Below are 14,758 nucleotides of genomic sequence, written 5' to 3' on the forward strand. Positions count from 1 at the left end.
CCGGTGCGTCAGGCTCGTCGCTCGAGCGCCGCGTTCAGAGTGATGGCGGCGTCGATGAGCGCGAGATGGGTGAACGCCTGTGGGAAGTTGCCCAGCTGACGGCCCGTCGGGTCGATCTCCTCCGAGTACAGGCCCAGGTGGTTGGCGTACCCCATCATCTTCTCCAGCACCAACCGCGCCTTTCCGGTCCGTCCCGCGCGTGCCAGGGCGTCGACGTACATGAACGTGCACAGCGAGAAGGTGCCTTCGGAGCCGCGCAGGCCGTCGGGGGACGCGTCGGGGTTGTAGCGGTAGACGAGGCTGTCGCTGACGAGTTCCTGTTCCATGGCGCCGAGGGTCGACGTCCACATCGGGTCCTCCGGCGTGATGATCCCGACCGTCGACATGCGCAGCAGCGAGGAGTCGAGGACTTCGCTGCCGTAGTGCTGGACGAAGGCCCCACGATCCTCGCTCCAGCCCTTGGCCATGACCTGCTCGTAGCAGTCGTCGCGTGCCCTGCGCCAGCGTTCGGAGGCGCCCGGGCGCCCGTTCGCGTCGGAGAGCCGCAGGGCCCGGTCGAAGGCCACCCAGGACATGACGCGGCCGTAGGTGAAGTCCTGCCGGCCGCCACGGGTCTCCCAAAGGCCTTCCTCCGCCTGGTCCCAGTGGTCGACGAGCCAGTCGAGGTTGGTCAGCAGTGAGTTCCACCCGCGGTGCCCCAGCTGCAGACCGTGCCGGTGCGCGAAGTAGATGCTGTCCAGCGCCTCGCCGTAGATGTCCAGCTGGAGTTGCGTGGCGGCGCCGTTGCCGATTCGCACCGGCGCGGAGCCCGCGTAGCCCTCCCAGTGGTCGAGAAGGTGTTCGTCCAGGTCTGAGGAGCCGTCGACCTTGTACATGATGTTCAGTGGACCGGTGTCTCCGTGCCTTCCGGCCCGTTCCCTGACCCGGTCGGCGAGCCACAGGATGAACGCCCGTGCCTCGTCGGTGAAGCCCAGCCCCAGCAGGGCGTACACCGAGAAGGACGCGTCACGGATCCAGGTGAACCGGTAGTCCCAGTTGCGCTCCCCGCCCAGTTGCTCCGGGAGGGCGGCCGTCGGGGCGGCCACCACGGCGCCGGTGGGCGCGAAGGTCATCAGTTTCAGCGTGATCGCGGAGCGCTCCACGGCCTCGCGCCAGCGCCCCGTGTAGCGCGACTGGCCCAGCCAGGTACGCCAGAATCGCACCGTCTCGTCGAAGAGCTGCTGGTATTCGGCCAGGCGTATCTCCCTGGGCGGCCCGTCGGCGCCCCACTCCAGAGCCAGCCCCCGCTCCTGGCCCGCCTCCAGCGTCAGCGTGAAGTGCAGGGCGTCCCGCCGGTCGGCGAGCAGGTCGAGCAGTCGCTCGTCGTCCGCTTCGCGGATGGGGTGCACGGTGAGTGCGGTGCCGTCCTCGGCGGCGAACGCCGCCCCATGCGTGGTGATGTGCAACCGGTGCGCCTGGCGGCCGTAGTCGAACCGCGGCGCTATCTCGACCTCGAACTTCATCCGGCCGCGCACACAGCGGACCATGCGCACCAGACGGTGACTTTCCGTGACCTCCGTGCCGGTCACGGGCATGAAGTCGATCACCTCACCGGCGCCCGCCTCGGTCATGAAGCGGGTGACCAGAATCGCCGTGTCGGGAAAGTACAACTGCTTGGTCGCGTAGGCGCCGTTCTGCGGCCGGACCGTGCAGTTTCCGCCCTTTTCCTGGTCCAGCAGCGCCCCGAACACACTGGGCGAGTCGAATCTCGGGGCGCAGAACCAGTCGATGCAGCCGTCGGTCGTCACCAGGGCGGCCGTCTGCAGATCGCCGAGGAGACCGTGGTCCTCGATCAGTGGGTAGTCGCCCATCGGGGCCACCTCTCGGCGTGCGATTCACCCGAATGCCCCCCGCCTCAGACTAAGCCGGGGGTCGGGGATCGGCGCGCGGGGATGAGGGCGGCGGGGGTGCGGGGGGCGGGCAGGGACCGTCCGGCACGTCCTAGGCTAGTGCCCGGATGCCGCGGCCCGTCGGGTCGCGCGGCGCCACAGTCGCCGCTGGACACGGAGAGCGAGGACACCGACGCCGACGAGGACGACCACGTTGAGCAGCAGCTGGACGAACGATCCCCATACGTGGTCCCAGTCCCCGAACGCCAGTGAGACCGCCATGTCCGAGGCGGCGGGGATGGTGGTGACGGAGATGAAGACACCCAGCAGGGCACTGCCGCGCGCCTCGGTCAGGGAGACGATCCCGACGATGCCAGCGAGGAAGGCCACGGCGACGGAGAAGAAGTTCGGCGTGCCGATGAGGTTGGAGACGGGCCGCAGGCCCAGATCGAAGGCCTCCGACTGAAGGCCGAAGCCCCGGGCCACCGCGGCGAACCCCAAGGTGGCCACGATCGCCAGGGAGAAACCGACCACCAGCGCACGCACACCCTCGCGGACCCTGCGCCTGCTACGGCGGTCGAGGCCGAGCGCGACGCTGGTGATGGCGTTGTACTCGGGGCCGACCACCATGGCCGCCACGATGAGGATCTGAGAGTTCGTCATGATGCCGACCGAGCCGATGACCCCGGCGATGACCAGGAACAGGTAGAAGGACGGCCGGTAGGTGCCCTCCGCCCGGATGCGCGCCTCGACGCCGGCCCACAACGGCGCGTGCACGAGCGCGCTCGGCTGCTCGGCTTCGAGTTGCTCGGCCTGCTGCGAGAACATCACGTCGATACCGTCCACGGCGATCGATCCCGCACGGTCGACGCCCAGTTCGCGCAGCTGCCCCAGCACGTCGTTGGCGGCGCCCTGCACCACGTCGCACTCCACCGCGTCGCCCTGGGGGACCTGGCCCGACCTCACCACGACGAGATTGAGCACGCTGCCGTGCGAGGAGAGCAGGGCGACGGCCGGACGGGTGAGGGCGGACGGCATCACCATGCGGAAGTGGACCAGTTCCATACAGGTCTCCAGGGGCGGGAAACGGGACGCCCCGTCATCCGCCCGGTTCGGCCACCGCTTGCAGGGCCGCTGCCACGACCTGCTCCTGGGGGGCGCTCGCGTCGACGGTGACACCCGGCTCGTCGGCCTGCAGCGGCTCGAGAGTCGCGAACTGGGAGTCCAGCAGCCCCGGCGGCATGAAGTGCCCCTTCCTGCGGGCGATCCGCTCCCCGGCCGACCGGCGATCGAGGGCCAGGTACACGAAGCTCACGTTCGCGCCCTCGCCGGCGCTCCGTAACGCGTCCCGGTACCGGCGCTTCAGAGAGGAGCAGGCGACCACGCCACCACGCCCGTGTGACACGGCCGACCGGATCCGCTGGCTGAGGGACGCCAGCCAGGGCCGGCGATCGGTGTCGTCGAGGGGGTGCCCTGCGGCCATCTTGGCGATCTCGGCCGCGGAGTGCAGTTCATCGCCCTCCAGGAAGGGCACGCCGAGCTGCTGGGCCAGCCACGCACCGACGGTGGACTTCCCGGACGCCGACACGCCCATGACGATCACGACCCGGGGGCCGTCGACCTTTGCAGTCACGCTCCCTCCCTGAGGTGATGGTGGAGCTCCGGTACACGCCCACTATCGCCCCGGGTCCGGCGGGGCGCTGCGCGGGTGGTCCTTTCCGGGACGTCAACTGGCCAGCTCGTAGACGCTCTTTCCTGTCAGCCACAGGCCGATCGCGATGCTGCCGAGCACGATGGCCTGGTGTGCGTGGTCCGCCATCCAGGTGCGCAGGCCCAATAGCCGGCGCCGGGCCGATGCCGGTCTGAGTACGACGTACAGCTCGACGGCGAGCAGACTGGCCGTCGCGACGATGTAGAACGCGATCAGCTGCACCCATGTCGTGCCGTGGGACGTGTCGGCCTCCACCACGGTCACGGCGCCCGCCGCGACGAGCCCCCACGGCTGGAGGAGGACGGCCAGTCCCGCGGCCGGCCAGATCGCGCCGCGGTCCATCCGGGTGGCGAGGAAGGAGAACTTGCCGCGCGACGGCGAGGCTGCGGCGTCGTCTGGCGCCGCGCTCGATGTGCGGTCGTGACCGGGTCGCCGGTGCCGATGCCGGTGGAGGCCGTACCCGATCAGTGACACCCCGACGAGGAGTTTGGCCGCGAGGGTCGCCGTGGGCGGAGGCGACCTCGGAGCGGGGGGCTGCCCGCCGGTCAGTGTCAGGACCAGGGTGATCACCGCGACGAAGCACGCCATCCATCCCGCGAGGAAGGTGAGCCCGGTCCAGGCGCCGTACGGCACGAGGGTAGGCACGGCGGTGATCCGCCGCATCTCTTGAAACCGGCCTCCCCGGCCTCCCCGTACGTGCCCCTCTGGCGGGCGACGGAGTGCCGTGGCCCGCCGAGTCACGCAATCTGGAGACCGGGAAGGAGCGGCGCGATGGAGACTTCCGCACGGATGCCGTCGACGGCAGGGACCGGAACGCCATGCCCGGGCTCCACGCGCGCCGGTGAGTGATGCCGCGCGGGGGCACGGGCGAGGACTCCGCCGAAGGCCACCGGCGGATCCGCTCCCTGCTGCACGCGTCCTGGTGGCGTGGCCGTGTCAGGAGACTGACTGCCTGGCTCAAGGCCGTCCACGCGCGGGTGGAGACCCGCTTCCCGGTGGTCTCGGGGCTCGTGGACCGCATGGTGTCGGTGAACATCTTCGACTCCGCCACCCGCATCGCGGCGCAGTGCTTCCTGACCGCCGTTCCCTTGCTGTTCGTGCTGAGTGCGTACGCGCCGGAGGCGGTGCAGGGCCAGGTCACCTCGGCGGTCAGTGCCGTCTTCGGTCTGAACGGGCAGGCGAAGGCTCAGCTGGAGCAGGCGTTCCAGCCCCCGAGCGACGAGCTGCGCCAGGCGACCGGCGTGGTGGGCGCGCTGATGGTGCTGTTGTCGGCCACCGCGGTCAGTCGCGCGGTACAGCGGCTGTGCAGACGGGCCTGGCTGCTACCCCGGTCAGGGGCGAAGGTGGCTCCTTGGCGGTGGCTGGCGTGGATCGTCGTGTGGCTCGGCGCACTGGTCGTGCAGGGGCTGCTGCACAACGGGTTCGGCCTGGGGTTGGGGCTGGGAATCCCGGTCATCCTGGTCATGGAGACGGCCCTGTGGTGGTGGACCCAGCACCTTCTGCTGGGCGGCGGCGTCCGCTGGTCACCCCTGTTGCCGGGGGCGGTCGTCACGGCGACCGCGGTCAGCGCGTTGTCCCTGACCGCGCACTTCTACATGCCACGGGCGCTCAACCGGGCACTGGCGGAGTACGGTTCCGCGGGTCGTCCTGCTGTCCTGGCTGATCATCGTGTGCGTGGCCCTCGCCGTGGGCCTCAGCGCGGGGGCCGTACTGTCCCAGGAGCCGTTTTTGCGGCGCCGCCTAGGAACGCCGACCTCGCCTCCCGGCGCGGCACAGGACGCCTGATCCACATGCCGTGCCGCCGGGTCGGGCTTAGCGTTCTGAATATGGGCGTTGGGTGTTGCGCCGAATGAGCGGGTCCGACGAGCAGCCGGAGGCGGCTGATCCGCTCTGTGAGGCCTTGGCGGCGGCTGTGCGTCGCACGGGTGCCAGGTCCGGGGTGTCTACCTGCTGGACCCGGCCGAGACCGCGATGGGTCTGCTCGCGCTGTGCGGTCTGCCGGTCGATGCCTTCGCACCGTGGTGGCGGATGTCGTTCGCCATCCGCGGCCCGGCCCAGGACGCGGTTCGCCACGAACAGCTCGTCTGGGTGAGTTCTCTGGAGGCGCTGGCCCGCGCATACCCGCGCGCCGCGGCGACCATCCCTTACCAAGTCGCCTTCGCGATCGTCCCGCTGAAGCAGATCCGGCACTGCCGGGGCGCGCTGCTGCTGATCTGGGCCCCGGACCGGTCCCCCCGCCTCAGCCGGCGCGAGCGCGGCCGCATCGCCGTCAGCGCACGCCGCATCGCCCGCGTGCTGGACGCGGAGGCCACCCCTCCGGTCATCCCGGACCGGCCCCGCTTCGTCCATCCGCACCGCGAGGAGCCGCGGCCCCAGTCCGAACTCGCGGCGGCCGACCTTTTGGAGCGCCTGCCCCTCGGCACGCTCGCCCTTGACCTCGGAGGGCGGATCACCTACGTGAACACCGCAGCCGCCCATCTGCTGGGCAGACCGGCGAAGCAGCTGCTGGGAACCCAGCCGTGGCAGTCCCTGCCCTGGCTCGACAACATCGCGTACATGGACGCGTACCGCACTGCCATGAGCAGTCGCGAGCACCTCGCCCTGACCGTGCTGCGCCCACCGGACCAGTGGCTGGACCTGCGCCTGCACACCGACGACAGCGGCACCAGCATCCTCATCACCCCCGACCAGTCGTCCAAGCTCCTGGGCACCCAGCCGGCCTCCCCCGCCAGCACTCCGCCGGCGAGCCGGATCCATCTGCTGATGGCCCTGACAGCGGCACTGACCGAGGCCGTCGGTGTCCAGGACGTCGTCGACCTGATCGCCGACCAGATCCTGCCTGCCTTCGGCGCCCACGGCATGATCATGTCCGCCGCCGACGCCGGCCGCATCCAGATCATCGGACACCGCGGCTACGACCCCTCCCTGATCGAGCAGTTCGACGGCCTGCCCACGGACGCCGACCTGACGCCGGCGGGCCGCGCTCTGGCCACCGGCGCGTCCCTGTTCTTCGCCAACCGCGGCGAACTCGCCCGCCTCTACCCCAGGGCACCGCAGATCAGCGACAAACACGCCTGGGCCTTCCTGCCGCTGCTCAGCTCCGGACGCCCCATCGGCTGCCTGCTCCTCGCCTACAACCGGCCCCACACCTTCACCGCCGCCGAACGCTCCATCCTGACGCCCCTCGCCGGTCTCATCGCCCAGGCCCTGGACCGGGCACGCCTCTACGACGCCAAGCACAACCTCGCCCACGCCCTCCAGCAGACCCTCCTGCCGCACGCCCTGCCCAACGTGGCCGGTCTCGAGGTCGCCGCCCGCTACCTCCCCGCCAGCCAGGGTGTGAACATCGGCGGCGACTTCTACGACCTCATCCGCCTCACCAACACCACCGCCGCGGCCGTCATCGGAGACGTGCAGGGCCACGACATGACGGCAGCGGCCCTCATGGGCCAGGTCCGGATGGCCGTCCACTCCCATGCCACGGCCGGAGCCGCTCCCGACCAGGTCCTCACCCGCACCGACCGCGACCTCACCGACCTCCACGCCAGCCGTTTCGTCTCCTGCCTCTACGCCCACCTCGACCTCGCCCGCCACCAGGTGACCCTCGCCAGCGCCGGGCACCCTCCCCCACTCCTGCGCCACCCCGACAACCGGACCCATCCCGTCGACGTCCGCCCCGGCCCTCCACTCGGCCTCGGCTTCGGCACCCCCTCGTACCAGCTCACCACCCTGCCCCTCGGCCCGGAGACCCTCCTCGCCCTCTACACCGACGGCCTCGTGGAAGACCCCGGCCGCGACATCACCCAGACCATCGCCGACCTCGCGCACCACCTCAGCGAGTCGAGCGATCTGCCCCTGCACCAACTCGTGGAGAGCCTGGTCCGCCACACCCACCGCACCAACCGTCACACCGACGACATCGCGCTGCTGCTGCTTCAGCCCAACCGTCTCGCGGATGCATGAGGACGATCCCGATCCGCTCTCCGCGCGCGGGGCCGGGTGCGGGGTGCGAGCGTGGAGGGGAGACACGGCCCCGGGCGGGCCTTCGGTTGCACGCGGGACGGAGCGGGACGGCATGGCTCGTGCGATCTGGACAGGGGTGATCACGTTCGGGCTGGCCAGCGTGCCGGTCGGCCTGTACACCGCGACCGAGGACCACACCGTCCACTTCCACCAGCTGCAGCGCGGCACCGCCGACCGGATCCGCAACCGGCGGGTCAACGAGCGCACCGGCAAGGAAGTGGAGAACAAGGACATCGTCAAGGCCTTCGAGGCGGCCGAGGGCGAGTACGTCGTCATCGACCCCGACGAACTGGACGAGATCGCGCCGGGCCGCTCGAAGGCCATCGAGATCTCGGACTTCGTCGACCTGGCGGACATGGAGCCCGTGTACTTCGCCCGCACGTACTACGTCGCCCCGCGCGGCAAGGAACACCTGAAGGTGTACGAGCTGCTGCGCGCGGCGCTGGCCGAGGCGGACAAGGCGGGGATCGCGACCTTCGTGATGCGCGGCAGGCAGTACCTGACCGCGTTGCGCGCGTCGGACCAGGTCCTTGTCCTGCAGACCCTGCACTGGGCCGACGAGGTGCGCGACCCGGGCAAGGAACTGCCCGAGCTGCCCTCCGGCCGAGCCGGGCGCGGCAAGGAGCTGGACATGGCGTTGCAGCTGGTCGACGCGCTGAGCTCGGAATGGGAGCCCGCCCGCTACCACGACACCTACCAGGAGAAGGTGCGGGAGCTGGTCAAGGCGAAGGCCGAGGGCCGGGACATCGCCCTGGCCGAGGAAGCCCCCGAGGCGACCAACGTCGTCGACCTGATGGATGTCCTCCAGCACAGCCTCGACCAGGCCCGCTCCCCCGGGAGCGGCGCTGCGGAACAGCGCAAGAAGCAGGCCGCCGAGAGTCCGGCGCAGAAGAGCGAGCTGCGGCGGATGAGCAAGTCGGAGCTCTACCAGCAGGCCTCCGACCAAAATGTCCCCGGCCGCTCGAAGATGACCCGCGACCAGCTGATCGACGCCCTCGCCCGGGCGGGGCGCAGAGGAAAGAAGAAGGCTGCCTGACCGAGGCACCCGTGACGGCGGAGGCTGTGGTCGGCGCGCCCCTCAGTGACCCCACGCGTCCGGGCCACCGCCCCGCCATTCGATCAGGGCGGACTGCCGTACGTACTCGGGATCGGCGTCCTCGATCCCCGCCCGGCTCAGGAACTCGGCCACGTCCAGGAGCCCGTACGCCATGCCCAGGAAATGGGTGTCCGCACGCACCCGCCGGCCGCCGTCCTCGGCGGGCGGATAGATGACGATGGGCTGCGCACTGGCCATAGCACCAGGGTGCGATGCGGTGCGCTCGGGCGCATGCGGGGCGGGAGTGACGCAGCCGCTCGGCTCCTCACGTAGTCGATGCGCTGCGTCGTCCATGGCGGGAGCGGGCCAAGTGATGGGCCGCACGCAGCAGCTCACGGGTCGCCGATGCTGTGCACGGGCCCGGGTTCACGACTGCCAGCCAGCCGAGGGTGCCGTAGACGGGGTGCGCGATCACGGTGTCAGCGGCGCCGGGGTCGACCTCGCCGGTGGCTGGTTCGCGGGGCGCGTGACCGGTCCAGTGGACGAACGCTTCCTTCCCGGCGTTGACGTTCACGCGGAAGGTGTCCGTCCGGTCGAGACGTGACGCCTCGTCGCCGGGGTAGTTCTTGGTCACGATCGTCGCGAACGGCTGGGTCGTCGTCGGGAGCACCCGATCGGGCGCGTAGTAGAAGAACGTGTCGCCCCAGCTGATGTCCGGCGTGCCGTCGCCCGGTGCCGGCCTGAGGGTCAGCACGCCGTCCAGTCCGTCCACGAAGCTGATGATCTCGTCCATGGTCATGTGCTCTAGCGTTGCATTGAAGTGCTTGTGGAGACTTTGAGGCGTAGACAGAGGGACTTTGAGGTGGCAAGTCTAAAATGGCGCGATCTGCGCACCGTCGACATCGCGCGGCGTTGCGGGTACTCCGTCCAACAGGTGCGCAATCTCGAACGCGACGGTGTCCTTCCGCCGGCGACGCGCACGGCCACGGGCTACCGGGTCTACGGGGACGTGCATCTGCAGTCGGCGCTGGCCTACCGCGCCCTTGCAGCAGGCGCCGGTCCGACCGAGGCCAAGGGGATCGTGCGGGCCGTCCACCACTCCCCCGCCCCCCAGGCACTGGCCCTGCTCGACGCGGCCCACGCCCGGCTCGACGCGGAGCGCACGGAACTGAGGCTGGCCCAGGAGGCCGCCCGAGCCATCGCCGGTGAGCCGATCGAGGACGTACGGGCGTCGGACTCGATGAGCGTTTCCGACCTCGCCGCCGCTCTCGGCGTACGTCCTTCGACGCTGCGGCACTGGGATGCGGAGGAACTCGTCGTCCCGAACCGTGACGCCGCGCGTGGAACACGCCGGTACACGCCCGCCCAGGTCCGGGATGCGCGGATCGTGCACCAGCTGCGCAGGGCCGGCTACCGCATCGCACCCCTGCGGGCCCTCATGCCGGAGCTGCGCCGCGCCCGCCGATCGGAGGACATCGCCTCCGCGCTGGCGGCCAGAGAGGCCGGCATCGCAACTCGCTCCAGAGCGCTGCTCGAAGGTGCCGTCGCGCTCAGCGCCGCCCTCACAATGGTCGAGGCTTCGGCAGACACGACCGAGAGGACCAGCACCCGTGAGTGAATGGCAGCTGCCCGAGACATTCCGCAGCACGTCGGGCAACATCCGCTGGGACAGCCTCGGGCAACCCGGCCAGGATCCGGTCGTCCTCCTCCATGGCACGCCCTTCTCCTCGTACGTCTGGCGCGCCGTCGCCCGCGCGCTCGCGCGCCGCCACCAGGTGTTCGTGTGGGACATGCCCGGTTACGGAGCATCGGAGATGTCCACCGGCCAGGACGTCTCCCTGGCCACCCAGGGCAGGGTCTTCACCGAGCTCCTGGCGCACTGGAAACTCGACGAACCTCTGGTGGTCGCGCACGACTTCGGCGGTGCCGTCGCCCTGCGGGCACACCTGCTGCACGGAGCCCGCTACCGCGCGCTCGCCCTGGTCGACCCGGTCGCGCTGGGCCCGTGGGGCTCCCCGTTCTTCCGCCTCGTCGGCGAGCACTCCGACGTCTTCGACCAACTGCCGCCCGCTCTGCACCGCGCTCTGGTGCGCGAGTACATCAGCTCGGCCAGCAGCCCCGGCCTGCACCCTGCCGTCCTCGACCGGCTCAGCCGGCCCTGGCTGGGCGACGCCGGCCAGTCGGCCTTCTACCGGCAGATCGCCCAGGCCGACCAGCGCTACACCGACGAAGTCCAGGAGCGGTACGGCGAGATCGGCTTCCCGACGCTGGTGTGCTGGGGCGAGGACGACACCTGGATCCCCGTGGCGAAAGGCCGCGAGCTGGCCGCCAGGATCCCCGGCGCGCGGCTGGAGCCGATCGCCGGCGCGGGCCACCTCGTCCAGGAGGACGCACCTGCCGAACTCACGGCCGCGCTCATGGCTTTCCTCCAGGAACAGACGAGCTGACGCCGTTAGCAGCGGCAGGGGCACGGCCCGGCGGAGAAATCCGCGAGACCGTGCCCCTGCACTGCCGGCCCTTCAGGCCGCTCAGGCGAGTTCGACGAGGAGGTCGCCGCCCTCGACCTGCTGGATGCGATTGATGGCGAGCCTGGCCACCTTGCCGGACTTCGAGGCGGTGATCGAGGCCTCCATCTTCATCGCCTCGATGGTGGCCACCGTGTCGCCGGCCGTCACCTCGTCCCCCTCGGCGACCGTGAGGGTCACCACGCCGGCGAACGGTGCCGGGACATGGCCGGGGTTGGCACGGTCGGCCTTCTCCGTGACCGGGACGTCGGAGGCCGCCGCCCTGTCGCGGACCTGGATGGGCCGCAGTTGGCCGTTCAGGGTGGACATCACGGTGCGCATGCCGCGCTCGTCCGCGTCGCCGACGGCCTGCAGCTCGATCAGCAGCCGCACACCGCGTTCGAGGTCGACGGAGTACTCCTTGCCGGGGCGCAGTCCGTAGAAGAAGTCCTTGCTGTCGAGGACGCTGGTGTCGCCGTACGTGTCGCGGTGCGTGTCGAACTCGCGGGTCGGGCCCGGGAACAGCAGCCGGTTGAGCGTCGCCCGCCGGTCCTTCGCCAGGCCCTCGCGGTCGTCGGCGTTCAGCTCCTGGACCGGCTTGGCCTCGGCGCGCCCCTGCAACGCCTTCGTGCGGAACGGCTCGGGCCAGCCGCCGGGCGGGGTGCCCAGCTCGCCGCGCAGGAACCCGATGACGGAGTCGGGGATGTCGAACCTGTCCGGCTCCGCCTCGAAGTCCTTCGGGGAGACGCCCGCGCCCACGAGGTGCAGCGCCAGGTCGCCCACCACCTTCGACGAGGGGGTGACCTTCACCAGCCGGCCGAGCATCCGGTCGGCGGCGCCGTACATCGCCTCGATGTCCTCGAAGCGGTCGCCCAGACCCAGCGCGACCGCCTGGGTGCGCAGGTTGGATAGCTGGCCGCCGGGGATCTCATGGTGGTAGACACGGCCGGTCGGCGAGGCCAGACCCGCCTCGAAGGGGGCGTAGACCTTGCGGACGCTCTCCCAGTACGGCTCCAGGTCGCCGACGGCCTGGAGGTCGAGGCCGGTGGGCCGCTCGGAGTGGTCGGTCGCGGCCACGATCGCCGACAGGGACGGCTGGGAGGTGGTGCCCGCCATGGACGCCACCGCGCCGTCCACCGCGTCCGCGCCGGCCTGGACGGCGGCGAGGTAGGTGGCGAGCTGCCCGCCGGCGGTGTCGTGGGTGTGCACGTGGACCGGCAGGTCGAACTCCCTGCGCAGGGCCGACACCAGGGTCGCCGCGGCCGGGGCGCGCAGCAGGCCCGCCATGTCCTTGACGGCCAGCACGTGGGCGCCCGCCTCGACGATCTGCTCGGCCAGGCGCAGGTAGTAGTCCAGGGTGTACAGGCGCTCCGACGGGTCGGACAGGTCGGAGGTGTAGCACAGGGCCACCTCGGCGACGGCGGTTCCGGTGTCCCTTACGGCCTCGATGGCGGGCCGCATCTGGGCGACGTCGTTGAGGGCGTCGAAGATGCGGAAGATGTCGATGCCGGTGGCTGCGGCCTCGTGCACGAAGGCGTCGGTCACCTCGGTGGGATACGGCGTGTAGCCCACGGTGTTGCGGCCGCGCAGCAGCATCTGCAGGCAGATGTTCGGCGCGGCTTCCCGCAGGGCCGCCAGGCGCTCCCACGGGTCCTCGGCGAGGAAGCGCAGGGCGACGTCGTAGGTCGCGCCGCCCCAACACTCCAGGGACAGCAGCTGGGGCAGGGTGCGCGCCACCACTGGGGCGACGGCGAGCATGTCCTTGGTACGCACGCGTGTGGCGAGCAGCGACTGGTGGGCGTCGCGGAACGTGGTGTCGGTGACGCCGATGGTCGGGGACGCGCGCAGCCAGCGGGCGAAGCCTTCCGGGCCGAGTTCGGCGAGCCGCTGCCGAGAGCCGGCCGGCGGCTCTCCGGCCGGCAGCGCGGGCAGCTTGGTCAACGGCTCCAGCAGGTCGGGCCGTTCGCCGTGCGGCTTGTTCACGGTGACGTCGGCCAGGTAGGTCAGCAGCTTCGTGCCGCGGTCGGCGGAGTGGCGGGCGGTGAGCAGGTGCGGGCGCTGCTCGATGAAGGACGTGGTGACCCGGCCGGCCTGGAAGTCGGCGTCGTCCAGCACCGCTTGCAGGAAGGGGATGTTGGTGGACACGCCGCGGATGCGGAACTCGGCCACGGCGCGCCGGGCACGGCCCACCGCGGTGCTGAAGTCCCGGCCCCGGCAGGTGAGTTTGACCAGCATGGAGTCGAAGTGCGCGCTGATGTCCGTACCGGCGTGGGTGGTGCCGCCGTCGAGGCGGATGCCCGAGCCGCCCGGCGAGCGGTAGGCGCTGATGCGGCCGGTGTCGGGGCGGAAGCCGTTGGCGGGGTCCTCGGTGGTGATACGGCACTGCAGCGCGGCGCCGCGCAGCGTGACGGTCTCCTGGGCGAGGCCGAGGTCGGCGAGGGTCTCGCCGGCGGCGATACGCAGCTGAGACTGCACCAGGTCGACGTCGGTGACCTCCTCGGTCACGGTGTGCTCGACCTGGATGCGCGGGTTCATCTCGATGAAGACGTGGTTGCCGTCGCGGTCGAGGAGGAATTCCACGGTGCCGGCGTTGCGGTACCCGATCTGGCGGGCGAACCGCACGGCGTCGGCGCAGATCCGGTCGCGCAGCTCCGGGTCGAGGTTCGGCGCGGGCGCCAGCTCGATCACCTTCTGGTGGCGGCGCTGCACCGAGCAGTCCCGCTCGAACAGGTGGATGACGTTGCCCTGCCCGTCGGCGAGGATCTGCACCTCGATGTGGCGGGGCTCGACGACCGCCTTCTCCAGGAACACCGTGGGATCACCGAACGCGGACGCCGCCTCGCGGGACGCCGCCTCGATGGACTCCCGCAGCTGGGCGGGATCCTCCACACGGCGCATGCCGCGTCCGCCGCCGCCTGCGACCGCCTTGACGAACACGGGGAAGCCGACGTCGTCGGCCGCGCGGACCAGTTCGTCGACGTCGTTGGAGGGCGCGGACGAGCCGAGCACGGGTACGCCGGCCTCGCGGGCTGCGGCCACCGCGCGGGCCTTGTTCCCCGTCAGCTCCAGGATGTCCGCGCTCGGTCCGACGAAGGTGATGCCCGCTTCCTCGCAGGCCCGGGCCAGATCCGGGTTCTCGGACAGGAATCCGTACCCGGGGTACACGGCGTCCGCTCCGGCACGGCGCGCCGCGCGGACGATCTCCTCCACGGAGAGATACGCCCGCACCGGATGTCCGGGCTGCCCGATCTCGTAGGCCTCGTCGGCCTTGAGCCGGTGCAGGGAGTTGCGGTCCTCGTGCGGGAAGACGGCGACGGTGCGCGCGCCGAGCTCATAGCCTGCGCGGAACGCACGAATCGCGATCTCCCCGCGGTTGGCGACCAGCACCTTGCGGAACATTCTTGATCCCTTCAGCCTTGCGGTGACGGAGCACCCATGGTGTCGGCGGCGCCTCTCTCACGCCATGTGAGCCGGGCCACTCTCGATCTCCCCCCTCACCTGCCCAGGTTCCGCAACCTGTCACAGCGCACCACCGACACCTGAGCGGCCGGACGGGCCTACGCTGTCCTTGAGCCTCCTGTGGTCAAGGGTGGCGTCGGTCCGTCGCGGGCCCCGG

The 14,758-nt window shown here is 70.8% G+C and carries 11 protein-coding genes and 1 pseudogene; 5 read left to right on the plus strand and 7 right to left on the minus strand.

Annotation, left to right across the window (positions count from 1 at the left end; translation table 11 throughout):
* Positions 1-8 precede the first annotated feature (8 nt).
* From OHO27_RS02015 to OHO27_RS02030, 4 genes are all read right to left on the minus strand, one after another.
* Positions 9-1,850: a glycoside hydrolase family 15 protein gene (locus OHO27_RS02015; protein WP_328419686.1), complete on the minus strand. Its 1,842-nt coding sequence runs from the start codon at positions 1,848-1,850 to the stop codon at positions 9-11.
* Between the two features lie 135 nt (positions 1,851-1,985).
* Positions 1,986-2,933, minus strand: a complete 948-nt coding sequence (locus OHO27_RS02020) for a DUF389 domain-containing protein (protein WP_328419688.1) — start codon at positions 2,931-2,933, stop codon at positions 1,986-1,988.
* A gap of 34 nt (positions 2,934-2,967) precedes the next feature.
* Complete coding sequence (locus OHO27_RS02025) at positions 2,968-3,462, minus strand: gluconokinase (RefSeq protein ID WP_328430322.1); 495 nt, start codon at positions 3,460-3,462, stop codon at positions 2,968-2,970.
* A 132-nt stretch (positions 3,463-3,594) separates the two neighbouring features.
* On the minus strand, positions 3,595-4,224 hold the full coding sequence (locus tag OHO27_RS02030; protein WP_328419690.1) for a GAP family protein: 630 nt from the start codon (positions 4,222-4,224) through the stop codon (positions 3,595-3,597).
* Positions 4,225-4,427: 203 nt separating this feature from the next.
* Here OHO27_RS02030 and OHO27_RS02035 point away from each other — a divergent pair, with 203 nt between their 5' ends.
* The 3 genes and pseudogenes from OHO27_RS02035 to ku all read left to right on the plus strand — a co-directional run bounded on the left by OHO27_RS02035 (position 4,428) and on the right by ku (position 8,638).
* The gene (locus OHO27_RS02035; RefSeq protein WP_328419692.1) at positions 4,428-5,432 is read left to right on the plus strand and encodes a hypothetical protein; all 1,005 of its coding nucleotides are present in this window, start codon (positions 4,428-4,430) and stop codon (positions 5,430-5,432) included.
* Positions 5,429-7,542, plus strand: a pseudogene (locus OHO27_RS02040) (SpoIIE family protein phosphatase). Before OHO27_RS02035 ends, OHO27_RS02040 begins: the two are co-directional and overlap by 4 nt.
* Positions 7,543-7,654: 112 nt before the next feature.
* The gene (ku, locus tag OHO27_RS02045; RefSeq protein ID WP_328419694.1) at positions 7,655-8,638 is read left to right on the plus strand and encodes a non-homologous end joining protein Ku; all 984 of its coding nucleotides are present in this window, start codon (positions 7,655-7,657) and stop codon (positions 8,636-8,638) included.
* 42 nt (positions 8,639-8,680) lie between these two features.
* Here the strand turns inward: ku and OHO27_RS02050 are convergent, their stop codons facing one another.
* Together OHO27_RS02050 and OHO27_RS02055 are read right to left on the minus strand one after the other, a co-directional pair.
* On the minus strand, positions 8,681-8,896 hold the full coding sequence (locus OHO27_RS02050) for a hypothetical protein (RefSeq protein ID WP_328419696.1): 216 nt from the start codon (positions 8,894-8,896) through the stop codon (positions 8,681-8,683).
* A 67-nt stretch (positions 8,897-8,963) separates the two neighbouring features.
* Entirely contained in the window at positions 8,964-9,437 is a 474-nt protein-coding gene (locus tag OHO27_RS02055) for a DUF6194 family protein (protein ID WP_328419698.1), read from the minus strand.
* Between the two features lie 63 nt (positions 9,438-9,500).
* On the opposite strand from OHO27_RS02055, the gene OHO27_RS02060 reads away from it, so the two are divergent.
* Together OHO27_RS02060 and OHO27_RS02065 are read left to right on the plus strand one after the other, a co-directional pair.
* On the plus strand, positions 9,501-10,256 hold the full coding sequence (locus tag OHO27_RS02060; protein WP_328419700.1) for a MerR family transcriptional regulator: 756 nt from the start codon (positions 9,501-9,503) through the stop codon (positions 10,254-10,256).
* Positions 10,249-11,085 carry an alpha/beta fold hydrolase gene (locus OHO27_RS02065; protein WP_328419702.1) on the plus strand — a complete coding sequence of 279 codons (837 nt, stop codon included), beginning with the start codon at positions 10,249-10,251 and terminating at the stop codon, positions 11,083-11,085. The genes OHO27_RS02060 and OHO27_RS02065 overlap by 8 nt, the downstream gene beginning before the upstream one ends.
* A gap of 81 nt (positions 11,086-11,166) precedes the next feature.
* Here the strand turns inward: OHO27_RS02065 and OHO27_RS02070 are convergent, their stop codons facing one another.
* Positions 11,167-14,541: a pyruvate carboxylase gene (locus OHO27_RS02070; RefSeq protein WP_328419704.1), complete on the minus strand. Its 3,375-nt coding sequence runs from the start codon at positions 14,539-14,541 to the stop codon at positions 11,167-11,169.
* Positions 14,542-14,758: the final 217 nt, after the last annotated feature.

Origin of the sequence: Streptomyces sp. NBC_00443 (genome assembly GCF_036014175.1) — a bacterium.
In the GTDB taxonomy this organism is placed as follows: domain Bacteria; phylum Actinomycetota; class Actinomycetes; order Streptomycetales; family Streptomycetaceae; genus Streptomyces.

Excerpts from the sequence above, each read along its gene's own strand:
- OHO27_RS02070 (WP_328419704.1), bottom strand. The coding sequence starts at position 14,541 with ATGTTCCGCAAGGTGCTGGTCGCCAACCGCGGGGAGATCGCGATTCGT.
- OHO27_RS02015 (WP_328419686.1), bottom strand. The coding sequence starts at position 1,850 with ATGGGCGACTACCCACTGATCGAGGACCACGGTCTCCTCGGCGATCTG.
- OHO27_RS02055 (WP_328419698.1), bottom strand. The coding sequence starts at position 9,437 with ATGACCATGGACGAGATCATCAGCTTCGTGGACGGACTGGACGGCGTG.
- ku (WP_328419694.1), top strand. The coding sequence starts at position 7,655 with ATGGCTCGTGCGATCTGGACAGGGGTGATCACGTTCGGGCTGGCCAGC.
- OHO27_RS02035 (WP_328419692.1), top strand. The coding sequence starts at position 4,428 with ATGCCGCGCGGGGGCACGGGCGAGGACTCCGCCGAAGGCCACCGGCGG.
- OHO27_RS02050 (WP_328419696.1), bottom strand. The coding sequence starts at position 8,896 with ATGGCCAGTGCGCAGCCCATCGTCATCTATCCGCCCGCCGAGGACGGC.
- OHO27_RS02020 (WP_328419688.1), bottom strand. The coding sequence starts at position 2,933 with ATGGAACTGGTCCACTTCCGCATGGTGATGCCGTCCGCCCTCACCCGT.
- OHO27_RS02025 (WP_328430322.1), bottom strand. The coding sequence starts at position 3,462 with ATGGGCGTGTCGGCGTCCGGGAAGTCCACCGTCGGTGCGTGGCTGGCC.